Raw genomic sequence first — 25,531 nt, forward strand, 5'->3', positions numbered from 1 at the left:
CAGCGGCTTGCGGCTGTTGCATTCGGGCAATGATAAATGCGGGGCTTTGGTTGAAAGCCGGCCCCTGAACTTGCCAGACTGTCGCCCTGTTTTGTTGCCCTTCGACGGGCCATGAAACGTAGAAAAATGTGGCCCAAAAAAGAAAAAATTGGAGCATGACCGAATGAAGGCATTAGGTTTGAAGAACGCTGGCAAGACCCTCCTGGCCTTGTCCCTGATGGGCGTGATGGCGGGCGCGGCCCAGGCGGACAGTAAAGTACTGCATGTCTATAACTGGTCCGACTACATTGCACCGGACACCATTGCCAACTTTGAGAAAGAGTCCGGCATCAAGGTGGTGTACGACGTTTTCGACAGCAACGAAACCCTCGAAGCCAAGCTGCTGGCCGGCAAGTCCGGCTACGACGTGGTGGTGCCGTCGAACAACTTCCTGGCCAAGCAGATCAAGGCGGGTGTGTATCAGGAGCTGGACAAGTCCAAGCTGCCTAACTATGACAACCTGAACAAATCCCTGCTTAAAGCCGTGTCGGTCAGCGACCCGGACAACAAGCACGCCTTCCCGTACATGTGGGGCTCGATCGGCGTCGGCTACAACCCGGAGAAGGTCAAGGCCGCACTGGGCGTGGACAAGATCGATTCCTGGGACGTGCTGTTCAAGCCTGAGAACATCGCTAAGCTGAAAAGCTGCGGCGTGAGCTTCCTCGACTCGCCAACCGAAATGCTGCCGATTGCGCTGCATTATCTGGGCCTGCCGACCGACACTCAGAAGAAGGCCGATCTGAAGCAGGCCGAAGACCTGTTCTTGAAAATCCGTCCTTCGATTGGCTACTTCCACTCGTCCAAGTACATCTCCGACCTGGCCAACGGCAACATCTGCGTGGCCGTGGGTTACTCGGGTGACATTGAGCAGGCCAAAACCCGCGCGGCTGAAGCCGGTGGCAAGGTCAAGGTGGCCTACGACATTCCGAAAGAAGGCGCTGGTAGCTTCTTCGACATGGTCGCTATCCCTAAAGATGCCGAGAACGTCGACGCGGCCTACACGTTCTTGAACTATCTGCTCAAGCCAGAAGTGATGGCCTCGATCACCAACAGCGTGCATTTCCCGAACGGTAACGAGAAAGCCACCGCACTGGTCGATAAAGACATCAGCAGCGACCCAGGCATCTACCCGCCTGCGGATGTGCAAGCCAAGCTCTACGCCATTGCGGACTTGCCGGCTGCGACCCAGCGTGAAATGACGCGCAGCTGGACCAAGATCAAGTCAGGCAAGTAAGCAAGAACCTGTAGGAGCGAGCTTGCTCGCGAAAAACTCAAATGCGCCGCGGGGCGCCTGATGCCCCGCGTTATCGTTGACGACCTTCGCGAGCAAGCTCGCTCCTACAAAAAATTAAATGACAGAAAGTTTTGCCGGATCGGTTTATCGAGGGTAAGTTGCGCGCCGGTTTTGTTGTCGGGCAACAACTTTAGGCCCAACTATTTAAGAGGACCTCCACTTGCCAATTTCTTTATTTCGCAAAGCCTTGCTGGTAGGGGCGGGCCTCACGTTGGCAGTCAGCGTGCAGGCGGCTTCGACCGTGCATGTTTATAACTGGTCGGACTATATCGGCCCCGACACCCTGGCCAACTTTGAAAAGGCCACCGGCATCAAGCCGATCTATGACGTGTTCGATTCCAACGAAACCCTGGAAGGCAAGTTGCTGGCCGGGCGCACCGGGTATGACGTGGTGGTGCCGTCCAACCACTTCCTGGGCAAGCAGATCAAGGCGGGCGCGTTCCAGAAAATCGACAAGTCGTTGCTGAGCAACTACGCCAATCTCGACCCGACGCTGCTCAAGCGCCTGGAAAAGAACGACCCGGGCAATCAATACGCCGTGCCTTACCTGTGGGGCACCAACGGCATTGGCTACAACGTCGACAAAGTCAAAGAAGTACTGGGCGTCGACAAGATCGACTCCTGGGCCGTGCTGTTCGAGCCGGAAAACATGAAGAAGCTGGCCAGTTGCGGTGTGTCCTTCATGGACTCGGCCGATGAAATGCTGCCGGCGGTGCTCAACTACATGGGCCTGGACCCTAACAGCACCAACCCGGCCGACTATAAAAAGGCCGAGGAAAAACTCCTGAAAGTGCGGCCCTATGTGACCTACTTCCACTCCTCCAAATACATCTCGGACCTGGCCAACGGCAATATCTGCGTGGCCGCCGGGTTCTCCGGCGATGTGTTCCAGGCCAAGGCTCGCGCAAGCGAGGCTGGCAAGGGCGTGAACATCGCCTACGCGATTCCCAAAGAAGGCGGCAACCTGTGGTTTGACGTGCTGGCGATCCCCAAGGACTCGACCAACGTCAAGGAGGCCCACGCCTTTATCAACTATTTGCTGCAACCTGAAGTGATCGCTCAGGTCAGTGATTACGTCGGCTACGCCAACCCTAACCCTGGGGCGGACACGCTGATGGAGCAATCGATACGCACCGACGAAGCGGTTTATCCACCGCAGGCGGTTCTCGACCGGACGTTTGTCAACTTCGAGCTACCCCCGAAAGTGCAACGCTTGATGACCCGTAGCTGGACCAAGGTCAAGACGGGCAAGTAAGGCTCAAACTATCCAAGGTTCGTCCGTATGGGACGTTCTGCAGTCTTTTTTTCTGGGAGTTTCGTAAATGGCAGTTGCCTCCGGCGCCTATAAGAAAGCCCTCGAGGGCGACCAGACACCGAAAAAGGTGTTGGTCAAAATCGACCGGGTCACGAAGAAGTTCGACGAGACGATTGCCGTGGACGATGTGTCCCTGGAAATCAAGAAAGGCGAGATCTTCGCCTTGCTCGGCGGTTCGGGTTCGGGCAAGTCCACCTTGCTGCGCATGCTCGCAGGTTTCGAGCGTCCAACCGAAGGGCGGATTTTCCTCGACGGTGTGGATATCACCGACATGCCGCCTTACGAGCGGCCGATCAACATGATGTTCCAGTCCTACGCCTTGTTCCCGCACATGACCGTGGCGCAGAACATCGCCTTCGGCCTGCAACAGGACAAGATCCCCAAGGCCGAAGTCGAGGCCCGCGTGGCCGAGATGCTCAAGCTGGTACAGATGAGCCAGTACGCCAAGCGCAAGCCGCACCAGTTGTCTGGCGGTCAGCGTCAGCGGGTGGCCCTGGCCCGTTCCCTGGCCAAGCGCCCGAAACTGCTGCTGCTCGATGAGCCGATGGGCGCACTGGACAAGAAGCTGCGCTCGCAGATGCAGCTTGAGCTCGTCGAAATCATCGAGCGTGTCGGCGTGACCTGCGTGATGGTGACCCACGACCAGGAAGAGGCCATGACCATGGCCGAACGCATCGCGATCATGCACCTGGGCTGGATCGCGCAGATCGGCAGCCCGATCGACATCTACGAAACCCCCACCAGCCGCCTGGTGTGCGAGTTCATCGGCAACGTCAACATCTTCGACACAGTCGTGGTGGATGACGCCGAAGGCCACGCGGTGCTCAAGTGTGCCGATCTGGACCGCGATATCTACGTGGGTTATGGCATCGCCACTTCGGTGGAAGACAAGTCGGTGACCTACGCCATTCGCCCGGAAAAACTGCTGGTCACCACCGAGATGCCGACCTGCGAGCACAACTGGTCCAGCGGCAAGGTGCATGACATTGCCTACCTGGGCGGCCACTCGGTGTTCTACGTCGAACTGCCGAGCGGTAAGTTGGTGCAGTCCTTCGTCGCCAACGCCGAACGCCGTGGCGCGCGGCCGACCTGGGGTGACCAGGTCTACGTGTGGTGGGAAGACGACAGCGGCGTGGTACTTCGCTCATGAACATGAAGAAATTCAAACGGCGACTGCACCGAATAATTCCCAGCGGCAAGCAGGTGGTCATCGGGATTCCGTTCCTGTGGCTGTTCATGTTCTTCATGCTGCCGTTCTTCATCGTCCTGAAGATCAGCTTCGCCGAAGCCGACGTGGCGATCCCGCCTTATACGGAGATCTACACCTACATCGAGCAGAAGCTGGAGGTGGTGCTCAACCTGGCCAACTACAGCCTGCTGGCCGGCGACGAACTGTACATCGCCGCCTATCTGGGCTCGTTGAAGATGGCGTTTTTCAGCACGGCCTTGTGCCTGCTGATCGGCTACCCGATGGCCTACGCCATCGCCAGTGCGCGCAAAGAGATGCAGACCGTGCTGGTGCTGCTGATCATGATGCCGACCTGGACCGCGATCCTGATCCGCGTGTATGCGTGGATGGGCATCCTCAGCAACAACGGCTTGCTCAACGGCTTCCTGATGTCCATGGGGCTGATCAACGAGCCGTTGCAGATCCTCAACACCAACATCGCGGTGTATATCGGCGTGGTCTATTCGTACCTGCCGTTCATGATCCTGCCGCTGTACGCCAACCTGGTCAAACATGACCAGAGCCTGCTGGAAGCCGCATCGGACCTGGGTTCGAGCACCTTCAACAGCTTCTGGAAAATCACCGTGCCGCTGTCCAAGAACGGCATCATCGCCGGCTGCATGCTGGTGTTTATCCCGGTGGTGGGCGAGTTCGTGATCCCGGAACTGCTGGGCGGCCCGGAAACCCTGATGATCGGTAAAGTGTTGTGGCAAGAGTTCTTCAACAACCGCGACTGGCCGGTAGCTTCTGCCCTGGCGGTGGTGATGTTGGCGATCTTGATCGTGCCGATCATTCTGTTTAACCGCAGCCAAGCCAAAGAGATGGAGGGCAAGGTATGAAGCGCTTCAGTTTCTCCAGCTTCATGCTGGTCGTAGGGCTGCTGTTCATCTACCTGCCGATGCTGATCCTGGTGATCTATTCGTTCAACGAATCGAAACTGGTGACGGTGTGGGGCGGTTGGTCGATCAAGTGGTACGTGGGCCTGCTGGACAACACCCAGTTGATGGGCTCGGTGGCGCGCTCCCTGGAAATCGCCTGCTACACGGCGGTGGCCGCGGTGGCGCTGGGTACGTTGGCGGCGTTTGTGCTGACCCGTATCAGCCAGTTCAAGGGCCGTACGCTGTTTGGCGGCCTGGTGACGGCGCCGCTGGTGATGCCGGAAGTGATCACCGGTCTGTCGCTGTTGCTGCTGTTCGTGGCCATGGCGCAGATGATCGGTTGGCCCCAGGAGCGTGGCATCGTCACCATCTGGATCGCCCACACCACGTTCTGTGCGGCGTATGTGGCGGTGGTGGTGTCGGCGCGCTTGCGTGAGCTGGACCTGTCGATCGAAGAGGCGGCCATGGACCTCGGTGCGCGGCCGTGGAAGGTGTTCTTCCTGATCACCATCCCGATGATCGCGCCTTCACTGGCAGCGGGCGGGATGATGTCGTTCGCGCTGTCCCTGGATGACCTGGTACTGGCCAGCTTCGTATCGGGCCCGGGCTCGACCACCTTGCCGATGGAAGTGTTCTCGGCGGTGCGTCTTGGGGTCAAGCCCGAGATCAACGCCGTGGCCAGCTTGATTCTGCTGGCGGTGTCGTTGGTGACGTTCCTGGTGTGGTTCTTCAGCCGTCGCGCTGAAGAGCGGCGCAAGAAAGCCATCCAGCAAGCCATCGAAGAAGCGGCAGCGGACGGCTGGAAACAGCCGGATGTACGCCGGGCGCCAGCACCGGTCTAAAGCCCGGTACTCGGTCAAAATGTGGGAGCTGGCAAGCCAGCTCCCACATTTGATTGCATTTCAAGTTGATTAGGCAGTCCACGGCGACTGGCGAATCACCTCGACAAAGTTCATCGGCGTGAACCCCGGCTCTTGATCCACCAACACATCGGTCTTCACGTTGCCAAACGTGGTCTGCGGACGATGGCGCAAGCCGTCGGCAAAGGCGCAGATGATGCACTCCTTGAACCCTTCACCCCGTGGATGCGCATGCACCACTGCCTCGCGCTGCACGTGGGTAAACGCGGCGTAGTCCATGCCCAGCACATCCATCTCCACGCCAGCAGTCACCAGGGCGACGGTCGGGCGCAGGTGCTTGGGCACCCCCGGCGTGGTGTGCAGGGCAATGGACAGCCACACTTGTTCGATATCGTCATCGCTCAAACCGTAGGGCTTGAGAAACTCGGCGGCAGCGTTGGCACCGTCCACTTCAAAACGCTCGTTGTCGCTGCGATGGCCAGCCACCAGACCCAGGTCATGGAACATCGCGCCGACGTAGAGCAGCTCCGGGTTGTAGGTCAATTGCTTGCGTTCGCCGCTCAAGGCGCCAAACAGGAAGACGCGGCGGGAGTGGTGGTAGAGCAGGTCGGATTCAATGTCGCGGATGTATTCGGTGGTAGCCTTGGCCAGGGCACTGTCGGGTATTTTGATGCCGGCGATGGTGGTGCTCATGGTCATGCTCCTCACGAAGGCGCCGGGTTGGCGCTGATGAGTGCAGTCTGGTCGCCCACCCGCGAGGCAGCCACAACCGTAGGGGCGCGATCTCGGCCAATGTGCCTTCATCTCGTGCCAGGATCCACACGATCACCTGTAGGAGCTGGCTTGCCAGCGAAAATCGTCAACGATAACGCGGGGTACCTGGCACCCAGCGGGGTTCTCGGGTTTTTCGCCGGCAAGCCGGCTCCTACAGGGTTTCAGATAAGGTTTACCCATGCACAAGACCGTCGCGATCCTGATCTTCCCCGGCGTCCAGTCACTGGATGTGACCGGTCCCATGGACGTGTTCTGCGAGGCCAATCGCTTCCTGGCGCCTGCGGATCATTACCAGCTCGAAGTCATCGGCCAGGTCCAGGGCCAGATCGCCTGTTCCAACGGTCTGTCCTTGCAGGCCCACATCCATTACAGCGAGGCATTGCAAGCCTATGACCTGTTGCTGGTAGCCGGCGGCCCGCAGTTGCCCTTCGAGGATTTCGGCCCGGGGTTCAATCAATGGCTGCAGGACGCCAGCGCCAGGGCCCGGCGCTTTGGTTCGATCTGCAACGGCGCCTTTATGCTGGCCCGGGCTGGATTGCTGGATGGCAAAACCGTCACCACCCATTGGGGCGACGCAGCGGACCTGGCGCGCCTGTGCCCCTCAGCCCAGGTCGAGGCAGACCGCTTGTACGTGCAAGACGGCAACCTCTACACCTCGGCCGGGGTCACAGCGGGCATCGACCTGTCGCTGTATCTGCTGGCCCAGGACCACGGTCCCGAAGTGGCCTTGAGCGTGGCCAAGCGCCTGGTGGTGTTTACCCAGCGCAGCGGTGGCCAGTCGCAGTTCAGCCCGTTTCTAATGCCACACGCCGAAGCCCATTCGACCGTGGCGCAGGTGCAGTTGTACGTACTGGCGAACCTGACCGGCGACTTGGGCATTGCTGATCTGGCCCGTGCAGCCAACATGAGTGCGCGCAACTTTTCGCGGGTATTTGCCCGGGAGGCGCGGATCACCCCGGCGGAATTTGTCGAGCGGGCACGGGTGGACGCGGCGCGGGTGATGCTCGAAAGCAGCGGCGCGCCGCTCAAGACCGTGGCCTATCAATGCGGCTTTCGCGATGCCCAGCACATGCGCAGTGTATTCAACCGCCGGCTGGGCGTGACGCCGCAGCAGTTTCGGCTCAACTTTGCGGCGCCGGCTTAAGCGTGTCGTAGGCTTCCAGCGCGCGCAGCGAGTAGATGTAGGCGGCGCCGGCATTCAGTGAGATGGCAGTGGCCAGCGTTGCGGCGACTTCTTCGCGGGTGGCGCCGGCCTTGATCGCGGCGTCGGCATGCACGCCGATACAACCGTCGCAGCGAGTGGTGATCGCCACTGCAATCGAGATCAGTTCGCGGGTCTTGGCATCCAGGACGTTGTTTTCCTCGGCTGCTTCGCCAAGCGCCATGTAGGCTTTGACCATCTTCGGGTTGCTCTTGCCCAGTGTGCCAAAGGCTTTCTTCACGGTAGGCAGCAAGTCGGACCAGTTGTTGAACATTACGATGACTCCTGAACGGGTTGGGTGTGAAGCCAGTGTGTGCCGTTCAGGTTTGGCGGTATTGTTCGATCCGCTCAACTTTTTGACCGATATTCGCAAATGAACGCTATCGACACCCTGATCACCATGGCCAACCTGCGCGGCAACCTCGATGTACGTTGCCAGTTCCAGGGCGACTGGGCCCTGGACCATGCGCCCGAGGCCATGGGCGTGGCCCCGTACCACATTGTGGTCAGTGGCACCTGCCACGCCGAGCTTTCGGGCGGGCAACGAGTGACCCTGGAAGAAGGCGACATCCTGTTGCTGCCCGGCGGTGCGACTCACCTGTTGCGCAGCCAGGGGGCGACGGTGCCGGCGATGTTGCCCAGGGTGATCGATGACGGTGTCCTCACGGTGCATCGCCTGGGTGGCGATCAGCCAGAGGTGGAGATGCTCTGTGGCAGCTTTCACTACAATCGCCAGTCGTTGCTGTTCGCGGCCTTGCCGGCGTATCTGGTGGTGTCCAGTCGGCAATGGCAGGCCGATGGGCAACTGGCGGCCCTGATTGCGCTGATGCGCAGCGAAGCGGATGGCGAACGGCTCGGTGCGCGCTCGTTCATTGATGCGCTGTCGGTGGCGCTGTTCACCTTGCTGGTGCGCACCTGGCTGGCACAACAAGCGTCGCTGACGGGGACGTTTGCCTTGCTCACCGACAAACGCCTGGGCCGCGCCTGGCAGGCGATGCTGACCGAGCCCGGGCATGACTGGACCATCGACAGCCTGGCCGGCGCGGCGTCGATGTCCCGGGCCACGTTCATGCGCTCGTTTGTCAAAGTGGCGGGCGTATCGCCGTGGGTGCTGCTGACCCAGTTGCGCATGGAGCTGGCGTTCAATCTGTTGCAGCAGTCGCGCTTGAGCCTGACGGATATCGCCGCCCGGGTGGGTTATCAATCCCAGGCGGCGTTCAGCAAGAAATTCAAGGAGGCGTATGGCCAGGCACCCGGTCGGATGCGCAACGCAGATTAAAACTGTGGGAGCGGGCTTGCTCGCGAATGCGGTGTGTCAGTCTATACATGTGGTGACTGACACTGCGCATTCGCGAGCAAGCCCGCTCCCACATTTTTGATGGCGTTTCGTCAGGGCTGTTGTGGGGGCCGGGCGGGCAATAGCTTGAGGGTGCCGCGCGTATTGGCCTGGACCTCTTCTTCATCAAAATGCGCCTGCTCGTACCCGCCTTCGATGTAGGTCTCGGCCTGGTCGGCATAGTGCTTGTCGAACGGCACGCCGCTTTGCCCGACCGGGTTGATGGTCAGTGCGTGGGCGGCGTCGGCGAAGTCGACCAGGCGTCGGGTAGACGGGCCGTAAGTCACTGGCCATGGCGCCGGGACAATGATTGCGGACAGGTTGTTCGGCACTTCGTGGCTGCCCGGTGAGGCAAACGGGCCGACATTGACGATCTGGTCCAACGGCTTCTTGATGCCCAGCGGATGGCCATGGGTCAGGGTATGGGCCTTGCCCCATTGCCATTGCGCCGGGTCATCGCCGAAGGTGGTTTTCAGGTGGGCCAGGCTCTTGTCCCAGGCGCGCTTGACCGTCTCGGCCCGCTGCCCGTTCCACCACGGCGAATCGGCGGCGGCGGCCAGGCGTGGCAAGGCGGCATCGACCACGCGGGTGGTGATCAGGGTTTTGAACATGTCGTCACCCAGCTTGGGGCGAAAGGCTGCGTCGGTCAGGTCGAACAACAACTGGTTGAACAGCGTGGCCGGGATCGACTCCACCGGGTAGTCACCTTTCCACGCGGCCAGTTGCTCCAGCAGCTTGAGTTCGGCCGGATCCTTGACCACTTCACGTAGCACCGGCAACAGCGGCGCCAGCAGGCGGGGCCCGTAGGCGGTGGTGGTGCCCAGTTGCAGGGCCTGGCTGTTGTCCAGGTCCCATTTGACCTGGTTGTCGCTCAATTGCGCGTTCAACTGTTGGCCGCGGTCCGCGAGGTTGTAATAGCCGGGAATCTGCATGCCAGTGGGCGATACCGGCTGGGCGTTGGCCGAGACCACATAACCACGGGCCGGGTTTTCTTCCTGGGGGTTGGCGCTGAACGGGTAAAAGCCCATCTTGTCAGCCTCAGGCGTGCTGCCGTCGAGGATAAACCCGGCATTGGCCCCGGCCGGGCGGATCGGCAACTGCGCCGCGGCCCACCAGCCGATATCACCCTTGGCATTGGCCCAGACGATGTTCAGCCCCGGCGCATGCACCTTGGCAGCTGCCTGGCGGGCCTTGGCCAGGGTGTCGGCGCGGTTGAGTTGGTAGAACCCGTCGAGGATCGGGTTTTCGGTATCGAGGAAGGCCCACCACATGGCAATTGGTGTGGTGCCCGCATTGGCGCCGAGCACGTCGTTGATGATCGGGCCGTGGGGCGACTGGCGCAGGGTTAGCGTCACTGGCGCCTGGCCCTTGACCGCGATCTGCTGCTCGCTGGTGGTCATGTCGACCCACTGGTCGTGGTAGCGCACCTGGTTGGGGTTGTCCGGGTTGACCTTCTCGGCGATCAGGTCGAGGTCGTCGTTCTGGAACATCGTCAGGCTCCAGCCAAACGCTTTGTTGTGGCCCAGGAACGCCACCGGTATCAGGGCGTTGTGATAACCGTAGAGTTCGAAGCCGGGCGCCGACAGGTGCGCCTCGTACCACACCGACGGCACCGAGAAGCGGATATGCGGGTCGCCCGCCAGCAACGGCTTGCCGCTCTTGGTACGGTTGCCACTGATGGCCCAGGCGTTGCTGCCTTCGAACTGCGGCAGGCCGTTGTCGGCCAGGGCCTGCTCGCTGAGGCGGGCGATGGCGCTCAGGCCTTGCCAATCGGTGGCGGCCAGACCGAGGTCGCCCTTGGGCTTCCAGTCGAGGTCAAACACCTTCAGGTAGTCGCTGCCCAGTTGGTCGCGCACATAAGTCAGCAAGGGCTCAGTGCGAAAGGCTGCGGCAAAGCTGTAGGCCAGGTAACCGGCGATGCTGATGGTGTCTTCGGCGGTGAACGGCCGCTTGGGGATGCCCAGCACGTCAAACTCCATGGGGCTGGCGTTGTGGTCCTGATACTGGTTGATCCCGTCCAGATAGGCTTGCAGGGCCTTCCAGTGCGGCGACTGGCGGTCCATCTGCGCTGCATAAGTAGCGGCGCGCTCGCGGATGCGCAGGCTGCGGAACAGTTTGTCGGTGTCCAGCAACTTGACGCCGAGCACCTCGGCCAACTCGCCTTGGGCCAGGCGGCGCATGATTTCCATCTGGAACAGGCGGTCCTGGGCGTGCACATAACCCAGGGCGCGATACAGGTCAGCCTCGTTCTCGGCGCGGATATGCGGCACGCCCCGGTCGTCGTAGCGCACCGTGACCGAACCTTGCAGGTTGGCCAATTCCAACGTGCCCTGGCGGGTGGGTTGCTTGCTGTAGACATACCAGCCGGCCCCGAGGGCGATCAACACCAGCAGGGCCGCGAGACCCGACAAGACGCGCTTCATGAACAATCCTTATTATTAGAAGTGGGACTTTTAGCCTTGTGGCCAGGAACAATAGCAGCCAACCGCCAGGGTGTGGGTCGCATTCACCGCCCGCCCGCTCTTGAGCGCCTGCAGGATCGGTTCGATAAAGCTGTTGCTCGAATTGCAGGTCAGGCCCTCACTGTAAGGGCCGAAGTATGCCAGTTTGCCGTTGCTGTCCCAGATGCCCACTGCCGGGCTGGCGGGCACCTGGTCGGCGCCGGGCAAGGTGGTGAGGATTTTCATGGCGCCAAGGGTCGCGGGCAATTGGCCGTGGCTGCCGGCTTTTTGCAGGGCATAGAATTCCACGCCCTGGGGCGCGTATTGCTCAATCAGTTCACTCAGGTGCTGTTGGTTACCGACATTGCACGGGCAGGCCGGGTCCCAGAAGTGCACCAGGCGGATCGGACCGGGGCCTGCCAGCTCGTCCGGCAGGCGCAGCGGGTCTCCGGAAAACACCGCCGTATGTTCGCTGAATGCCCGCAGATAGCGGCCCTGGAACCAGTCATACGCGGCCCACAGCACGGCGGCGCAGATCAGCAGGATCAGGCTGGCGAGCAGGGCGTTGCGGTAGGGCTTTCGCATTCAGAACAATCCTCGACGGTGGCGTAGCTTGCCATGCTTGCCCTGACAGATGAATATCGCGACTCGATATTCATCTGTTCAATGCTGTGAAGCCCTAGTCTGGAAGTTCTTATGCCCGTTACCTTTGACCCCGATCATCTGCGCGAAAGCTTGCGGCCCCTGGTGGACGCGCAGCCGCTTTCGGCTGAGGCGAGGGTCTACCAGCGCTTCTATGGGCTGGACCTGGCTGCGCGCAAAGAGCCGGTAGTCAGTCGCCTGGGGCGCTTCGAGGTGCATGGGTTCGAGGTGGTCAGCCAGGTCTGGTGGCCGGCGCAACCGGTGGCCACACTGTTTATGTTCCACGGTTTCTACGACCACATGGGGCTGTACCGCAGCGTGGTGGAGTGGGGCCTGGACCAGAGTTTCGTGGTGATTGCCTGCGACTTGCCGGGCCATGGCCTGTCCAGTGGCCCGCGCGCCAGCATCGATGATTTCGCGGTATACCAGCAGGTGCTGAACGGCTTGTTCGAACAGGCCGACGCGCTGCAACTGCCCAAGCCCTGGCATTTGTTCGGGCAAAGCACCGGCGGGGCGATTGTGGTGGACCATCTGCTCAACCATGGCCCGGACAGCCCGGCGCAAGGCCAGACCTTCCTGTTGTCGCCGCTGGTGCGACCGCGTGCCTGGGGCTGGTCGCAGCTCAGCTATTACCTGCTCAAGCCGTTCGTCAAAGGCATCGCCCGGCGCTTCAGCGATAACAGCAATGACCCGGCGTTTCGTCCGTTCCTCGAAGCCGACCCCCTGCAGCCCCGGCAACTGCCCACCGCCTGGGTGGGCGCGCTGGCGCGCTGGATCAAGCGCATCGAGGCCGCCCCGCGCAGTATGCGGCGGCCGTTGATCGTGCAGGGCGAGGAGGATATGACGGTGGACTGGCAGCACAATTTGCAGGTGCTGCGCGGCAAGTTCGATCAGCCGCAGGTCCTGATGTTGCCGCGTGGGCGGCATCACTTGGCGAATGAGTTGCCTGAAATCCGCGAGCAATACTTCAAGTTCCTCACCGACCACCTGAAATAACCCTCCCCCTGTAGGAGCGAGCTTGCTCGCGAAGGACGTCAACGATAACGCGTGCTGTCTGGTTAAACGCGGTGTCCTTGAGTTTTTCGCGAGCAAGCTCGCTCCTACAGGGGGGCGGTGTCAGGGGGCCAGGCTTGAGGTGCTTTGGCCGACCGCCAGGCCGGCGCGGATCGCCGCCAGCGCTGCCTGGTAGTAAGCCTTGCCTTCCGGCGATTCGGCAAATGTCGCGAACTCTTCCAACTCCGGGTCCGACAGATCCCGATAGACGTACAGCAAGGTGTTATTCAGGTCATTGCCGATCTGCTGCATCAACCGCTCGCGCTGGCCGTTGAGCATGCCTTGCGCCTGACCGCCGCCCAACAGGCCGGGGATCATCTGGCTCAGGCTGTCCGCTGCCACACCGGCAATCGCCAGGCTGACCTCGGCTCCGGCTTCGCGGGCGGGCAGCGCCTGGGCCAAGTGGCCGATGATCAGGCTACGCGTGGCGTCGGCCTGGATCTGCGGCAGGCCCTTGGCGTTCTTGGCCAACTGGTCGCGACGGGTCGCCAGCAGCTCGGCGGCGACAATCTTGCGTCCCAGAGGCGACTGGAAAAACGCCAGCGCCGGTTTTGGATCGGCCAGGTTCTGGCGCAACTGGGCTTCGGCGCGCTGATCCATGGCCTTGGGGGCGAAGCGTTTATTGCTGTTGTCCACCAGCGCCTGGTACACCGCCGGCGGCAAGCTATTGCGGTAGCGCTGCTGGGCGGCACTCAAGGCGTCATTAAAATGCGCGCGTTGTTCCGGCCAGCCGGCGACCGCGTACAACTGGTCATGGCTGTCTGCCCAGGCGGGCAACACGCAGAACATCAGCAAGGATAAAAACAAACGACGCATAGGGACTCCTGTCAGTCGGCCACTATTGTCCGTGTCGGGCGTAGGATTTGTCGAGAAGTCCTATCAGTCACCTGACTAAAGTGTGTTTAGGCGCTAGGCGGCGCTGTCGGTTTGCCAGGCGTATGGATACTATGCGCGCCATGCAAATATCCCCTGATGACCCGCTGCTGCTAAGCATCGTCGACGACCTGGCCATGAAAGGCTGGTCGCAGCAGAACATCTTCCTGCCAGAGGCTCTGACCCTGGAACTGGCGGCTGAGTGCCATAAACGTGCCGCTGAAGGTGAATTGGCACCGGCTGCTGTCGGGCGCGGGCCGGCCCAGGAGATTCGCGAGGGGATCCGGGGCGATCATATCCAATGGCTGGAGCCCGGCCAGGCGGCTATCTGCGACCGCTACCTGGCGTTGATGGACAGCCTGCGGCTGGCGATGAACCGTGGGCTGTTCCTGGGGCTGGAAGAGTTTGAATGCCACTTCGCCATGTACCCGCCGGGAGCGTTCTACCTCAAGCACCTCGACCGTTTTCGCGATGATGACCGGCGCATAGTCTCGGCGGTGGTCTACCTGAACCAGGACTGGCTGCCCGAACATGGCGGCCAGTTGCGCATGTACCTCAAGGATGGCATTGAACACGATGTGGACCCCACCGGCGGTTGCCTGGTGGTGTTTCTGTCGGGGGAAGTGCCCCATGAAGTCCTGCCCGCCCACCGCGAGCGCCTGTCCCTGACCGGCTGGTTTCGCCGGCGGGGCAGCGAGCCGTTTTGAGCATGCAAAAGATTCTGGTCAGCCGCTGCCTGCTGGGGCATCGCGTACGTTATGACGGTGGCGCCAGCGGGCCGTTCGACCAACTGGCCGCCTGGCAGGCCGAAGGGCGGGTGGTTGCGGTGTGCCCGGAGGTCGCTGGGGGCCTGCCTACGCCACGACCGTCCGCCGAGATTCCCGGCGGGCAGGGGATAGCTGTGTGGGAAGGCCGCGCCCAAGTGCTGACCGCCGATGGCGAGGACTTCAGCGAAGCCTTCCTTGAGGGTGCGCGGCAGGCTTTGGCCCTGGTGCAGCGCCATGGCATCCGTATCGCGGTGCTCAAGGCCAATAGCCCGTCATGCGGCAACCTGCTGACGTATGACGGCACTTTCAGTGGGGTGAAAGTCACCGGCGAAGGGGTGACGGCGGCGTTGCTCAAGCGCCATGGGGTGCAGGTGTTCAGCGAGTTGGAGTTGGCCGAGGCGGCTGCGGCCCTGGCCCAACTTTCAAATCCCACCTAAATCCCACACAAGCCCACTCCACACAATGCTGGCCCCCCATTGGTTATTTGGTGGCTTTGCTGATGTCAGCCTCAAACCACTTTTCCGACAGCGCCGTCAGCCGCCCATCGGCCTTGATCCGCTCCAGCGCGTTGTCCAGGCTCGATTTGAACGCCGGGTTGCCCTTCTGGAACGGGATGGCCAGGGTCAACGTGGCCTTGGCATCGACGCGGCTGTGCAGATCCACGCCCTCGGTGGGCTTGGCGGCAAATTGACTGCTCGTCAGTGTATTCAGGCCGCTCAACAGGTTTTTTTTCTGCTTGTTGGCAAGCATCTGGGCATTGGCATAGCTATACGGCACGCTGAAATCGAAACGATCCTGCAGTTGCGTAGTCACAGCGATGTGGTTGATCGCCACATCGTACTTGCCACTCTCTACTCCGGGCAGCAAGTCAGTGGCGTCGGTGGTGATAAAGGAGGGGCGTACGTCCATTTCCCGAGCCAGCAACTCACCCAGTTCCACTTCAAAACCGGTGAGTTTGTCGCCTTCCTTGAAGTTGAAGGGCGGCGTATCGGCCTCCAGGGCAATACGCAACTCCCCACGGTCAAACACGTCGTCAAACAGTTCGGCGTGGGCCAAGGGGCTCAAGAAAGGCAGGACAAGTAACAGGCCAGGCAAAAAACGCATGGTCACTCCTAAAGAATTCGAAGGTGCGAGACGCGGTTCAGGCTCGCTTTGCTATGGTGTCGAGTGCCTTGGACAACGTTTCGTCACTAAGTTGTCATAACCCTACAGATTTCACAGAAAAACTGGAGAAGTTAATGAAAGCCATTTTGTCTCGTGCAACCCTGGCCAGTCTTTTGCTGGGGGCTTCCATGCTGGCGTCTGCCGCCGATATCCCACGTACACCTGCGCCCAAGGGCGCTGAAGTGTTTATTGTCTCGCCCAAGGATGGCGCTACGGTCGACAAGACCTTCACAGTTGAGTTTGGCATCAAGGGCATGGACCTTGAGCCCATCGACAAACAAGTTCCGGGTGCAGGCCATCACCACCTGCTGGTCGACCAGGCGCAATTGCCTGACCCAAGCCAGCCGATCCCGGCCACCGATACCGTGATCCACTTCGGCAAGGCGCAAACCAAGACCGAACTGACCCTGGCCCCAGGCAAGCACACCCTGCAACTGGTGGCGGGCGATAACGTTCACCGTCAGTTTGAACCTACTGTAGCTTCAAAAGTGATCACCGTTACCGTCAAGTAAGATTTGTTCAGACGAAAAAAGGGAGCCCCGCGGGGCTCCCTTTTTTGTGGCGCGCTTGAAACCTTAGAACAACACGCGGCTACGGATAGTACCGCTGATGTGCTGCAGCTTCTCTTGCGCCAGGTCCGAGTACTCGGCGTCGACGTCGATCACCACGTAGCCAACCTTCTCGTTGGTCTGCAGGAACTGACCGGAGATGTTGATGCCGTTTTCCGCGAAGACCTTGTTGATCTCCATCATCACGCCAGGAATGTTCTGGTGGATGTGCAGCAGGCGGTGCTTGCCAGGGTGAGCCGGCAGGGCCACTTCCGGGAAGTTGACCGAGGACACCGACGTACCGTTGTCGCTGTACTTGACCAGCTTCTCTGCCACTTCCAGGCCGATGTTGGCTTGGGCTTCTGCGGTGGAACCGCCGATGTGCGGGGTCAGGATCACGTTGTCCAGGCCACGCAGCGGGCTTTCGAAGATGTCGTCGTTGGAGCGCGGCTCCACCGGGAACACGTCGATGGCGGCGCCGATCAGGTGCTTGTCCTTGATCGCGTCGGCCAGGGCATCGAGCTCGACCACGGTGCCGCGTGCGGCGTTGATCAGGATCCCGCCCTTCTTGATGGCGCGGATTTCCTTCTCGCCGATCATCCACTGGGTCTCAGCGGTTTCCGGCACGTGCAGGGTCACGATATCGGACATGCCCAGCAGCTCGGTCAGGCTCGACACCTGGGTGGCGTTGCCCAAAGGCAGCTTGGTCAGGGTGTCGTAGAAGAACACCTGCATGCCCAGGCCTTCGGCCAGTACCGACAACTGGGTACCAATCGAGCCGTAACCAACGATACCCAGCTTCTTGCCCCGGATTTCGAAGGAGTTGGCCGCGCTTTTGATCCAGCCGCCACGGTGGCAGGAAGCGTTCTTCTCAGGGATGCCGCGCAGCAACAGGATGGCTTCGGCCAATACCAGCTCCGCCACGGAACGGGTGTTGGAGTACGGGGCGTTGAACACCGCGATACCGCGCTCGCGCGCCGCATTGAGGTCGACCTGGTTGGTGCCGATGCAGAAACAGCCGACAGCCACCAGCTTCTTGGCGTGATCGAAGATCTCTTCGGTCAGCTGGGTGCGGGAGCGAATGCCGATAAAGTGCGCGTCGGCGATCTTTTCCTTGAGCTGGGATTCCGGCAGAGAACTGGTGATGTACTCAATGCTGGTGTACCCGGCGGCCTTTAGGACGTCGACGGCCGATGGGTGGACGCCTTCCAGAAGAAGGAACTTGATCTTGCTCTTATCGAGAGAAGTCTTGCTCATCTGCGTAAACCTGTGTCCCGGAGAAAAATGGCAGGGAATCGGATCGCCGGATGTGCCCTGATTCACCAATACTGTTCCCGTTTGACGGCGTCTGTTGCCGTCATGCTGCGTTGCCGCTCCTCCCCATAGCCAGGCTATGAGTCGTCGCGGGGCCTTGCCTGACGACAACAGCCACTCGCCAAACAGAAACGTATTGGTAAATCAGGGCACAGAGCTGACCCGGACGGCAGGAAAGCCGTCACCGCAGAAACGCCCTTGGGCTCTGTCCTGCGGGGGCGGTATGCTAGCATACGCGCCCCGCTAAACACTCATTCCTGCGACGTGAAGCGTTCTCAGGATGACCATGAATTGTTCGAGAGTTCTGTCGATGACCCATCCTGCCCTGATTGATGAGCTAAAGACCCTGGTTGAGCCCGGCAAAGTGCTGACCGATGCCGACTCCCTGGAGGCTTACGGCAAGGATTGGACCAAGCATTTCGCCCCCGCGCCGACCGCCATCGTCTTCCCCAAGACCATTGAGCAGGTGCAGGCTATTGTCCGCTGGGCCAACACGCACAAGGTGGCGTTAGTGCCATCCGGCGGGCGCACCGGCTTGTCGGCTGCTGCCGTGGCGGCCAATGGCGAAGTGGTGGTGTCGTTCGACTACATGAACCAGATCCTCGACGTGAACCTCACCGACCGCACCGCCGTGTGCCAGCCGGGCGTGGTCACCAAGCAATTGCAGAACGTCGCTGAAGAAAACGGCCTGTACTACCCGGTGGACTTCGCCTCGTCCGGTTCCAGCCAGATTGGCGGCAATATCGGCACCAATGCCGGCGGGATCAAGGTTATTCGCTACGGCATGACCCGCAATTGGGTGGCCGGCATGAAGGTTGTCACCGGCAAGGGTGATGTACTGGAGCTCAACCGCGACCTGATCAAGAACGCCACCGGCTACGACATGCGCCAGCTGTTTATCGGCGCCGAAGGCACCCTGGGTTTTGTGGTCGAAGCCACCATGCGCCTGGACCGTGCGCCTAAAAACCTGACGGCCATGGTGCTCGGCACCACCGACTTCGACTCGATCATGCCGGTGCTGCACGCGTTCCAGAGCAAGCTGGATCTGACGGCTTTCGAGTTTTTCTCCGACAAGGCCCTGGCCAAGGTCATGGGCCGTGGCGATGTGCCGGCGCCGTTCGAAACCGAATGCCCGTTCTACGCGCTGCTGGAATTTGAAGCCACCACCGAAGAAGTCGCCAACCACGCCCTGGAAACCTTCGAGCACTGTGTCGAGCAGGGCTGGGTGCTGGATGGCGTGATGAGCCAGAGTGAAACCCAGCTGCACAACCTGTGGAAGCTGCGTGAGTACATCTCCGAGACCATCTCCCACTGGACGCCGTACAAGAACGACATTTCGGTCACCGTGTCGAAAGTGCCGGCGTTCTTGAAGGAAATCGACGCGATCGTCGGCGAACACTACCCCGACTTCGAAATCGTCTGGTTCGGCCACATCGGCGATGGCAACCTGCACTTGAACATCCTCAAGCCGGAAAACCTGTCCAAGGACGAGTTCTTCGCCAAGTGCGCCACCGTCAACAAGTGGGTGTTTGAAACCGTCGAGAAGTACAACGGCTCGATCTCCGCCGAACACGGCGTGGGCATGACCAAGCGTGATTACCTGACCTACAGCCGCTCCCCGGTTGAAATCGAATATATGAAGGCAGTGAAAGCGGTGTTCGACCCGAACGGGATCATGAACCCGGGCAAGATCTTCGCTGTTTAACCATCACGAAAGAGGAAGCGGTCCATGAGCTATCAGCACAAGTACGTCGACGGCACCAATATCCACTTCCCGCTGGGCAAAGTGGTTTGCATCGGGCGCAACTACGCCGAACATGCCAAGGAGCTGGATAACCCGGTGCCGACCGAGCCCCTGCTGTTTATCAAGCCGGGCAGTTGCGTGGTGCCATTGGAAGGCGGCTTTGCCATTCCAGCCGAGCGCGGTTCGGTGCACTACGAAGCTGAAATCGCGGTGCTGATCGGCAAACCCCTGTCGAAAACCCCGAGCCGTGAAGAAGTGCTGGACGCCATCTCCGGCTTCGCCCCGGCCCTGGACCTGACCTTGCGCGACAAGCAGTCCGAGCTCAAGGCCAAAGGCCTGCCGTGGGAAATTGCCAAGTCCTTCGACGGTGCGGCAGTCATTGCCCCGTTCGTGGTGGGCAGCACCTTCCCGGATCTGACCGATATCGGCATTCGCCTGACCATCAATGGCCAGGTGCGCCAGGACGGCAACAGTGCGCAGATGCTCAACCCGATCGTGCCGATGATCCAGCACATGGCCGGCTGCTTCTCGCTGCAGGCCGGTGATGTGATCCTGACCGGTACGCCTGTGGGCGTGGGCCCGCTGGAAGTGGGTGATGAACTGGTGCTGGAACTGCCCGGCGTGAGCCGCTTCGAAAGCTCCGTACGCTAACCCCATCCCTCTGCAGGCGCCGGCTTGTGTGGGAGCTGGCTTGCCTGCGATAGCATCACCGCGGTGTGCCTGATACACCACGGTGCTTGCATCGCGGGCAAGCCCGGCTCCCACACAAGCTCGTACACAGATTATTTGTGCGTACTGCGCAAATCGGCGCTTTGCATTTTTTTCACACTCCATCCGGATAATCCTTGGCCATATGGCACGCAGGCGCTCTGAGCCTGGGCTATCACCTACAGTCGATTATCTGGAATGCCTCCATGGCCGTGCCTCTCCCTTCTGTGAAACCCGCCCCGCGCCTGAATATGCGCTGGTACTCCTGGCTGTTCCTGGCCGGGGCGGTCATGTATGGGATTTCCTGGTTGATGCACTGGGATGACCGGGGCGCGCTGTGGGTGTTGGAGCGGTTTGAAAGCCCGATGGAGCGTCGGGAGAGCGTCTGGCTTCCGGATTATCAGGTGGTGATCGACGCCAAGCCGTTGCCCGGCATGGAAAAGGACGAAGCTTCGGATCTGGCCTACGACCCCAGGACCAAGACCCTGTTCGCGGTCATGGGCAGGAACCCGTTTCTGGTGGAGCTGAGCCTGCAGGGCGATGTGCTGCGCAAGATTGCGCTGGTGGGCTGGAGCAACCCGGAAGGCGTGACGGTCATGGAAAACGGCGTGCTGGGCATCGTGGATGAGCGCCGGCACAACGTGACCCTGGTCAAGGTTGATGCCGACACGCGGCAACTGGATTTCTCAGACTACCCGAGCTACGACCTGGGCCCCTCCAAGAACCAGAACAAGGCATTCGAGGCCATTACCTGGGACAAGCGCAATCAACAGCTGGTGTTGGGTATCGAGCGGCCAGCGCAGCTGTTTACCTGGGCCAGCGACGGCAGCCAGACCCTGGCTGGCGACAAGCAGAAATTGCCCAGCTCCGAGCTGGATATCCGCAACCTTTCGGCCCTGAGTGTCGATCCGCGTACCGGCCACCTGTTGGTACTGTCCGCCGACTCCCACCTGCTGCTGGAGCTGGACAAAAAAGGCGAGCAAGTCAGCTTCATGACCGTGCTTGGTGGCTTCAATGGCCTGAAAAATACGATCCCCCGCGCCGAAGGCGTGACCATGGACGAAAACGGCACGCTGTACATGGTCAGTGAACCCAATCTGTTCTACCGCTTCGAGAAACAGAAATAGTCGATTGATTACGTCGGATTCTTCTCTCTGCGCGGCATTCCCCAGACACTGCGCTGCGTTTAAGTTTAAATTCAGATGGCTGTGATATTCATTTGCCAGTTTTGACTTTGAGCCAGCCCCCATGCGCCGATTTGCCCGCCCCAAACCCGCCCTGTTTATCCTGTTGTTGATCGCCCTGGTTGCCGTGGGCGTGGTCGCCCAGCAGTTTCGTTTATTCGAGCGTGCCTGGTTTAACTGGCAGACCTGGCGCCAGCCGGTGGACGAACGATCCATTGGCCTGGCGGACTATCAAGTGGTGCTGGAAGCCCAGGTGATCGACGGCCTGGACGATGATGTGTCGGCACTGACCTTTGATCCGGTGCGCAAGAGCTTGTTTACCGTGACCAACCAAAACGCCGAACTGGTCGAGCTGTCCCTGGACGGCAAGATCCTGCGGCGTATCAACCTGGTGGGTTTTGGCGATGCCGAAGCGGTGGAGTTCATCAGCGAGAACACTTATGTGGTCAGCGATGAACGCCAGCAGCGCTTGATCAAGATCCACCTGGAGGACGACACGCAGTTCCTCGACGCGGCGGACGCCGAGCAGATGACCCTGGGTGTGCACCTCAAGGGCAATAAAGGGTTTGAAGGGCTGGCCTATGACTCGGTGGGCAAGCGCCTGTTTGTCGCCAAGGAGCGGGACCCGATGCTGATTTACGAAGTGCATGGGTTTCCGCATTTCAAACCCGAAAAAACCTACTCGGTCCATGTCGTCAACAACCCCCGGCGCGATGCCGGGCTGTTTGTGCGCGACCTGTCCAGCCTGCAATACGATGAGCGCAGCGGCCACTTGCTGGCGCTGTCCGATGAGTCGTATCTGGTGCTGGAATTGGATATCGACGGTCGGCCCTTGAGCAGCCTGTCACTGCTCAAGGGGCGCCATGGCCTGAAGAAGCGCGTGCCTCAGGCCGAGGGTATTGCCATGGATGACGAGGGCACGCTGTATCTGGTCAGTGAGCCGAACTTGTTCTACGTCTTCAAGAAGAAAACCGACCCACTGTAGGAGCGAGCTTGCTCGCGAAGAACGTCAACCCCAACGCGTTGTGTCTGGTTAAGCGCGGTGTTCTTGAGTTTTTCGCGAGCAAGCTCGCTCCTACAAGGATCAGAACATCCACTGTACGCCCAGGGAGTAGCCGGTCTGGCTGCCTTCGGCGTGGCCCAGGCGGCCGTTCACTTCGGCGTACACCCCAAGCTGCGGGGTGATCGCCAATTGGCTGCCGACCTGTGCGCGGCCAAAGCTCTTGTCGACTGAACCCAGGCGTGCGGTACGGGCCTGGCCATCGGCGCGGGCGGTCAGGTCGAGGTCGTCCAGGCGGCCGTCGGCCAGTTCCTTGACCCAGGCGATGTCGCCGTAGGGCATCAGGCTCAGGCCGTAAGGCAGGGCCACGGCGCCGCGCACGCGCCAACCGAGGCTGGCTTCCAGGGAATCGAAGGACTGTTCTTCATATTCAAGGGCAGTGCGCAGGTTCTGCTTCTCGTGGAACTTGTCGATGCGCGAGTGGCTGTAATCCAGCCCGGCAAACGGCCCGGTCTTGATCGCACCCAGGTCGAAGTCATAGCCGCCAAGCACGCGGGCGCCCAGGGATAAGGCATCGGTCTCGCCAGTCAGTTGCTGGTTAAGCAGCACGGGGCCGCCATTGGCCTGGATCACCAGGTTGCGTTTTGAGTCAAAGCTGCTGTGGCCCACGCTCAGGTCGCCGGCCAGCCAGGTCGGGCCGCCATCGTTCAACAAGGCATAGACTGCGGCTTGCCAGGTGTCGCTTTCCAGCTTGCCACGGTGCTCGAGTTTGTCGCGACCGTTGAGGTAGCTGAGGCTGGCGCCGATGTTCAAGCTGCTGCTCAGTTGATAGTCTCCCAGTGCATGCAGGCCCAGGCGTCGCGCTTCGGGGTTGGGAGCGGTGTCGAAGCCACTGTCCGGGTTGTACTCGCCGTCCACGCCGATCTCGCCATCGAAGCTGCCCACTTCACGGCTGGCCGATTGCAACGTCAGCCAGCGGCGATCGTGCAAACGCACCATGGCCTGGTGCTGGCGCTGCAGGTTGTCCTGCATATTGCGCGCAACCGCGCCGCCGGAGGTGGTGGAGGCCATCAAGTCGGCATTGGTCAGCTCCAGCACCAGGCGGCTGAGCAGGCGCGAATAGTCGCGCAGGCGCTGGTCGATGCGTTCCTGGCCGAAGGCATTGGTCAGGACTGTCTTGTTGTCTTCCTTGGGGTCGTGCCAGGTCGAGCCGCCGGGGATCGCCGGGTTGTCGGTCTGGGTGTAGCCGTCCAGATCGCCCAGTTCCCAGTTGGTGGCTTCGATATACAGGATCGGGATATTCAGCGCCTCGAAGGCTTCGCCATCACTGCAGCAACCGGTGCCGGCGGGGTACTTCGCGTCCAGGCCGGGGTTGGTGAACAGGTTGATGTTCAATTCCTTGGCTATCTGGAACGTGTGCTCGCGCAACGACGCCAGGGCCGGGTTGGCGGTGCTGTTCTGGCCGGCGTGGGCGTACATCATGTCGCCGGTGATCAGGCTGTCGAGGTTGATCATGGCCAGCATATTGGCGCGCTGGCTGGCGCTCAGCGAATCGACAAACGCCCGGGAACCGCGCAGGCCTTCCTCTTCGGCGCCGAAGCCGACGATCTGCAAGCCGTTTTCCAATTGCAGGCCGCCGAGGTTCTTCGCCACTTCGGTCAGCACGCTGGCGCCGGAGCCGTTGTCGTCCAGGCCTTGCAGGGTCGGGCGGCCAAAATAGGTATCGAAGTGCGCGCCAATCACCACGTATTGCGGTTTGGTGCCGGCGGCGTAGGCCACGACGTTCTGCGAGGCGCGGCTGCCGCCATTCCAGGTGAAGTCCTGGCGGCTGATGTTATAGGCGCTGCCCATCTGGCTCTGCATCCAGTCGGCGGCCCCGGCGAAGTTGGCCGTGCCTCGGTAGCGGCCGGGGTAGTCGGTGATCAGCTTTTCCAGGGTGATATTGGCGTGCTCGCCGTAGTCGTAGGCATGGGACTGAGTCGACAGCAGGGCACAGGCAACGCTGACAGCGAGAGCTAGGGGCTTGATCACAAGGTCTTCCTTGAGGTGGTTGAGGGAGTGGTTCGGCGGGACCGATTGCACAATGCGCGCCTCATTCCGTGGGACGGTCGCAAATTGGCGCGTTGTTGGAAGTGAGGGTCGCCTGGCTATAAGTTGTAACGGATTGGATACCAGATACGGCGGTAGATGCCGTGACCTGGCGCACAAATTGGGGCGGGCGGGGGAGAGGCTGCTGCGAAAAGTAGCGTTTTTGTTACATGTCCATCGAACGGAGCGCGGTCAAAAATGTGGGAGCGGGCTTGCTCGCGAATGCGGTGTGCCAGTCACCGAACTGCTGGCTGACACACTGCATTCGCGAGCAAGCCCGCCCCCACAGGGGTTCTGCGTGTACTTAGGCCTTGAGGGTTTTCACGCCTTCACTGGTACCCAGCAGCAGCACATCCGCAGGGCGCGCCGCAAACAACCCATTGGTGACCACGCCGACGATCGCATTGATCTGGGTCTCCAGCTCCACCGGGTTGGTGATCTGCATGTTGAACACATCGAGGATGATGTTGCCGTTATCGGTCAGCACGCCTTCGCGGTACACCGGGTCGCCGCCCAGTTTTACCAGCTCGCGGGCTACGTGGCTGCGGGCCATGGGGATCACTTCCACTGGCAGCGGGAAGTTGCCCAGTACCGGCACCAGCTTGCTGGCGTCGGCGATGCAGATAAAGGTCTTGGCCACGGCCGCGACGATTTTCTCGCGGGTCAGGGCTGCGCCGCCGCCCTTGATCAGGTTCAGGTGCTCGTCGCTTTCATCGGCGCCGTCGACGTAGAACTCCAGGTCGCTCACGGTATTGAGCTCATACACCGGAATGCCATGGCCCTTGAGGCGCGCGGCGGTGGCTTCGGAACTGGCCACGGCGCCGTCGAACGCGCCCTTGTGCAGGGCCAGCGCGTCGATAAAGCAATTGGCGGTGGAGCCGGTGCCAACACCGACGATGCTTTTATCGTCGAGTTTAGGAAGGATTAAATCGACGGCGGCCTGGGCCACTGCCTGTTTGAGTTGATCCTGGGTCATGCGGGCTCCGGAACGGGCGGGGAGTAAAGAGGGGCGCGAGTATAACCCAACAAAACCTCTGGATTCGTGTGGTCGTCCGGCCAAAAGCCGGGTTAGACTCCTCG

At 60.8% G+C, this 25,531-nt stretch carries 24 protein-coding genes and 1 pseudogene; 15 read left to right on the forward strand and 10 right to left on the reverse strand.

The genetic code is table 11. The annotated features are described in order from the left end of the window. Positions 1-178 precede the first annotated feature (178 nt). Complete coding sequence (locus HBO09_RS02115) at positions 179-1,273, forward strand: polyamine ABC transporter substrate-binding protein (protein ID WP_169991603.1); 1,095 nt, start codon at positions 179-181, stop codon at positions 1,271-1,273. On the opposite strand, the pseudogene HBO09_RS29155 reads toward HBO09_RS02115, so the two are convergent. Continuing rightward, positions 1,268-1,369, reverse strand: a pseudogene (locus HBO09_RS29155) (outer membrane lipoprotein carrier protein LolA); the annotation flags it as partial. The gene HBO09_RS02115 and the pseudogene HBO09_RS29155 overlap by 6 nt on opposite strands. Before the next feature lie 124 nt (positions 1,370-1,493). Here HBO09_RS29155 and HBO09_RS02120 point away from each other — a divergent pair. The 4 genes from HBO09_RS02120 (at position 1,494) to HBO09_RS02135 (ending at position 5,596) form a co-directional block, all read left to right on the forward strand. Next, entirely contained in the window at positions 1,494-2,588 is a 1,095-nt protein-coding gene (locus tag HBO09_RS02120) for a polyamine ABC transporter substrate-binding protein (RefSeq protein WP_169991298.1), read from the forward strand. Between the two features lie 67 nt (positions 2,589-2,655). After that, positions 2,656-3,798: a polyamine ABC transporter ATP-binding protein gene (gene potA, locus HBO09_RS02125; protein WP_029289449.1), complete on the forward strand. Its 1,143-nt coding sequence runs from the start codon at positions 2,656-2,658 to the stop codon at positions 3,796-3,798. Between the two features lie 35 nt (positions 3,799-3,833). Beyond that, positions 3,834-4,715 (forward strand): ABC transporter permease subunit, encoded by an 882-nt coding sequence (locus HBO09_RS02130; RefSeq protein WP_169991605.1) that lies wholly within the window; start codon positions 3,834-3,836, stop codon positions 4,713-4,715. Beyond that, complete coding sequence (locus HBO09_RS02135) at positions 4,712-5,596, forward strand: ABC transporter permease subunit (protein WP_057440425.1); 885 nt, start codon at positions 4,712-4,714, stop codon at positions 5,594-5,596. Before HBO09_RS02130 ends, HBO09_RS02135 begins: the two co-directional genes overlap by 4 nt. A gap of 69 nt (positions 5,597-5,665) precedes the next feature. Here the strand turns inward: HBO09_RS02135 and HBO09_RS02140 are convergent, their stop codons facing one another. After that, positions 5,666-6,307, reverse strand: a complete 642-nt coding sequence (locus tag HBO09_RS02140) for an HD domain-containing protein (protein ID WP_169991300.1) — start codon at positions 6,305-6,307, stop codon at positions 5,666-5,668. 259 nt (positions 6,308-6,566) lie between these two features. Here HBO09_RS02140 and HBO09_RS02145 point away from each other — a divergent pair, with 259 nt between their 5' ends. Next, positions 6,567-7,532, forward strand: coding sequence for a GlxA family transcriptional regulator (locus HBO09_RS02145; protein WP_169991302.1), 966 nt, complete (start codon positions 6,567-6,569; stop codon positions 7,530-7,532). Here HBO09_RS02145 and HBO09_RS02150 read toward each other — a convergent pair. After that, positions 7,510-7,863, reverse strand: coding sequence for a carboxymuconolactone decarboxylase family protein (locus HBO09_RS02150; protein WP_028618364.1), 354 nt, complete (start codon positions 7,861-7,863; stop codon positions 7,510-7,512). The genes HBO09_RS02145 and HBO09_RS02150 overlap by 23 nt on opposite strands. Positions 7,864-7,962: 99 nt before the next feature. On the opposite strand from HBO09_RS02150, the gene HBO09_RS02155 reads away from it, so the two are divergent. Then, on the forward strand, positions 7,963-8,868 hold the full coding sequence (locus tag HBO09_RS02155; protein WP_169991304.1) for an AraC family transcriptional regulator: 906 nt from the start codon (positions 7,963-7,965) through the stop codon (positions 8,866-8,868). A 110-nt stretch (positions 8,869-8,978) separates the two neighbouring features. Here HBO09_RS02155 and HBO09_RS02160 read toward each other — a convergent pair whose 3' ends face one another. Then, the gene (locus HBO09_RS02160; RefSeq protein WP_169991306.1) at positions 8,979-11,348 is read right to left on the reverse strand and encodes a penicillin acylase family protein; all 2,370 of its coding nucleotides are present in this window, start codon (positions 11,346-11,348) and stop codon (positions 8,979-8,981) included. A gap of 30 nt (positions 11,349-11,378) precedes the next feature. After that, positions 11,379-11,951 (reverse strand): DUF6436 domain-containing protein, encoded by a 573-nt coding sequence (locus tag HBO09_RS02165; RefSeq protein WP_169991308.1) that lies wholly within the window; start codon positions 11,949-11,951, stop codon positions 11,379-11,381. Positions 11,952-12,062: 111 nt separating this feature from the next. On the opposite strand from HBO09_RS02165, the gene HBO09_RS02170 reads away from it, so the two are divergent. Beyond that, entirely contained in the window at positions 12,063-13,004 is a 942-nt protein-coding gene (locus HBO09_RS02170; protein ID WP_169991310.1) for an alpha/beta hydrolase, read from the forward strand. Between the two features lie 120 nt (positions 13,005-13,124). On the opposite strand, the gene HBO09_RS02175 is transcribed toward HBO09_RS02170, so the two are convergent. Next, the gene (locus tag HBO09_RS02175) at positions 13,125-13,877 is read right to left on the reverse strand and encodes a DUF2059 domain-containing protein (RefSeq protein WP_169991312.1); all 753 of its coding nucleotides are present in this window, start codon (positions 13,875-13,877) and stop codon (positions 13,125-13,127) included. 131 nt (positions 13,878-14,008) lie between these two features. Between HBO09_RS02175 and HBO09_RS02180 the strand changes: the two genes are divergently transcribed. Both HBO09_RS02180 and HBO09_RS02185 read left to right on the forward strand, forming a co-directional pair. Next, positions 14,009-14,641, forward strand: a complete 633-nt coding sequence (locus HBO09_RS02180; RefSeq protein ID WP_169991314.1) for a 2OG-Fe(II) oxygenase — start codon at positions 14,009-14,011, stop codon at positions 14,639-14,641. Positions 14,642-14,643: 2 nt separating this feature from the next. Beyond that, positions 14,644-15,138 (forward strand): DUF523 domain-containing protein, encoded by a 495-nt coding sequence (locus HBO09_RS02185; protein ID WP_169991316.1) that lies wholly within the window; start codon positions 14,644-14,646, stop codon positions 15,136-15,138. A gap of 43 nt (positions 15,139-15,181) precedes the next feature. Here the strand turns inward: HBO09_RS02185 and HBO09_RS02190 are convergent, their stop codons facing one another. Continuing rightward, a complete protein-coding gene (locus tag HBO09_RS02190; RefSeq protein ID WP_169991318.1) occupies positions 15,182-15,805 on the reverse strand; it encodes a transporter substrate-binding domain-containing protein in 624 nt (207 codons plus the stop codon). Positions 15,806-15,939: 134 nt separating this feature from the next. On the opposite strand from HBO09_RS02190, the gene HBO09_RS02195 reads away from it, so the two are divergent. Continuing rightward, positions 15,940-16,377 (forward strand): DUF4399 domain-containing protein, encoded by a 438-nt coding sequence (locus HBO09_RS02195; RefSeq protein WP_038444251.1) that lies wholly within the window; start codon positions 15,940-15,942, stop codon positions 16,375-16,377. A gap of 63 nt (positions 16,378-16,440) precedes the next feature. Here HBO09_RS02195 and serA read toward each other — a convergent pair whose 3' ends face one another. After that, positions 16,441-17,670 carry a phosphoglycerate dehydrogenase gene (serA, locus tag HBO09_RS02200; protein WP_029289418.1) on the reverse strand — a complete coding sequence of 410 codons (1,230 nt, stop codon included), beginning with the start codon at positions 17,668-17,670 and terminating at the stop codon, positions 16,441-16,443. Between the two features lie 367 nt (positions 17,671-18,037). Between serA and HBO09_RS02205 the strand changes: the two genes are divergently transcribed. The 4 genes from HBO09_RS02205 to HBO09_RS02220 all read left to right on the forward strand — a co-directional run bounded on the left by HBO09_RS02205 (position 18,038) and on the right by HBO09_RS02220 (position 22,348). Beyond that, positions 18,038-19,432: an FAD-binding oxidoreductase gene (locus HBO09_RS02205; protein WP_169991320.1), complete on the forward strand. Its 1,395-nt coding sequence runs from the start codon at positions 18,038-18,040 to the stop codon at positions 19,430-19,432. 24 nt (positions 19,433-19,456) lie between these two features. After that, positions 19,457-20,122, forward strand: a complete 666-nt coding sequence (locus HBO09_RS02210; RefSeq protein ID WP_169991322.1) for a fumarylacetoacetate hydrolase family protein — start codon at positions 19,457-19,459, stop codon at positions 20,120-20,122. A gap of 263 nt (positions 20,123-20,385) precedes the next feature. Continuing rightward, complete coding sequence (locus tag HBO09_RS02215) at positions 20,386-21,306, forward strand: SdiA-regulated domain-containing protein (protein WP_169991324.1); 921 nt, start codon at positions 20,386-20,388, stop codon at positions 21,304-21,306. A 121-nt stretch (positions 21,307-21,427) separates the two neighbouring features. Then, positions 21,428-22,348 carry an SdiA-regulated domain-containing protein gene (locus tag HBO09_RS02220; RefSeq protein WP_169991326.1) on the forward strand — a complete coding sequence of 307 codons (921 nt, stop codon included), beginning with the start codon at positions 21,428-21,430 and terminating at the stop codon, positions 22,346-22,348. A 99-nt stretch (positions 22,349-22,447) separates the two neighbouring features. Here HBO09_RS02220 and HBO09_RS02225 read toward each other — a convergent pair whose 3' ends face one another. Continuing rightward, entirely contained in the window at positions 22,448-24,394 is a 1,947-nt protein-coding gene (locus HBO09_RS02225; RefSeq protein ID WP_169991328.1) for an autotransporter domain-containing protein, read from the reverse strand. Positions 24,395-24,755: 361 nt separating this feature from the next. Next, a complete protein-coding gene (gene rpiA, locus HBO09_RS02230; RefSeq protein ID WP_076963671.1) occupies positions 24,756-25,427 on the reverse strand; it encodes a ribose-5-phosphate isomerase RpiA in 672 nt (223 codons plus the stop codon). Positions 25,428-25,531: the final 104 nt, after the last annotated feature.

Origin of the sequence: Pseudomonas sp. WS 5027 (assembly GCF_012985695.1) — a bacterium.
In the GTDB taxonomy this organism is placed as follows: Bacteria; Pseudomonadota; Gammaproteobacteria; order Pseudomonadales; family Pseudomonadaceae; genus Aquipseudomonas; species Aquipseudomonas hygromyciniae.

Bases quoted from the DNA above. Each gene is read 5' to 3' on its own strand.
- serA (WP_029289418.1), bottom strand. From the start codon at position 17,670: ATGAGCAAGACTTCTCTCGATAAGAGCAAGATCAAGTTCCTTCTTCTG.
- HBO09_RS02140 (WP_169991300.1), bottom strand. From the start codon at position 6,307: ATGAGCACCACCATCGCCGGCATCAAAATACCCGACAGTGCCCTGGCC.
- HBO09_RS02190 (WP_169991318.1), bottom strand. From the start codon at position 15,805: ATGCGTTTTTTGCCTGGCCTGTTACTTGTCCTGCCTTTCTTGAGCCCC.
- HBO09_RS02210 (WP_169991322.1), top strand. From the start codon at position 19,457: ATGAGCTATCAGCACAAGTACGTCGACGGCACCAATATCCACTTCCCG.
- potA (WP_029289449.1), top strand. From the start codon at position 2,656: ATGGCAGTTGCCTCCGGCGCCTATAAGAAAGCCCTCGAGGGCGACCAG.
- HBO09_RS02155 (WP_169991304.1), top strand. From the start codon at position 7,963: ATGAACGCTATCGACACCCTGATCACCATGGCCAACCTGCGCGGCAAC.
- HBO09_RS02180 (WP_169991314.1), top strand. From the start codon at position 14,009: ATGCGCGCCATGCAAATATCCCCTGATGACCCGCTGCTGCTAAGCATC.
- HBO09_RS02135 (WP_057440425.1), top strand. From the start codon at position 4,712: ATGAAGCGCTTCAGTTTCTCCAGCTTCATGCTGGTCGTAGGGCTGCTG.
- HBO09_RS02160 (WP_169991306.1), bottom strand. From the start codon at position 11,348: ATGAAGCGCGTCTTGTCGGGTCTCGCGGCCCTGCTGGTGTTGATCGCC.
- HBO09_RS02145 (WP_169991302.1), top strand. From the start codon at position 6,567: ATGCACAAGACCGTCGCGATCCTGATCTTCCCCGGCGTCCAGTCACTG.
- HBO09_RS02195 (WP_038444251.1), top strand. From the start codon at position 15,940: ATGAAAGCCATTTTGTCTCGTGCAACCCTGGCCAGTCTTTTGCTGGGG.
- HBO09_RS02185 (WP_169991316.1), top strand. From the start codon at position 14,644: ATGCAAAAGATTCTGGTCAGCCGCTGCCTGCTGGGGCATCGCGTACGT.
- HBO09_RS02175 (WP_169991312.1), bottom strand. From the start codon at position 13,877: ATGCGTCGTTTGTTTTTATCCTTGCTGATGTTCTGCGTGTTGCCCGCC.
- HBO09_RS02165 (WP_169991308.1), bottom strand. From the start codon at position 11,951: ATGCGAAAGCCCTACCGCAACGCCCTGCTCGCCAGCCTGATCCTGCTG.
- HBO09_RS02220 (WP_169991326.1), top strand. From the start codon at position 21,428: ATGCGCCGATTTGCCCGCCCCAAACCCGCCCTGTTTATCCTGTTGTTG.
- HBO09_RS02150 (WP_028618364.1), bottom strand. From the start codon at position 7,863: ATGTTCAACAACTGGTCCGACTTGCTGCCTACCGTGAAGAAAGCCTTT.
- HBO09_RS02170 (WP_169991310.1), top strand. From the start codon at position 12,063: ATGCCCGTTACCTTTGACCCCGATCATCTGCGCGAAAGCTTGCGGCCC.
- HBO09_RS02215 (WP_169991324.1), top strand. From the start codon at position 20,386: ATGGCCGTGCCTCTCCCTTCTGTGAAACCCGCCCCGCGCCTGAATATG.
- rpiA (WP_076963671.1), bottom strand. From the start codon at position 25,427: ATGACCCAGGATCAACTCAAACAGGCAGTGGCCCAGGCCGCCGTCGAT.
- HBO09_RS02205 (WP_169991320.1), top strand. From the start codon at position 18,038: ATGACCCATCCTGCCCTGATTGATGAGCTAAAGACCCTGGTTGAGCCC.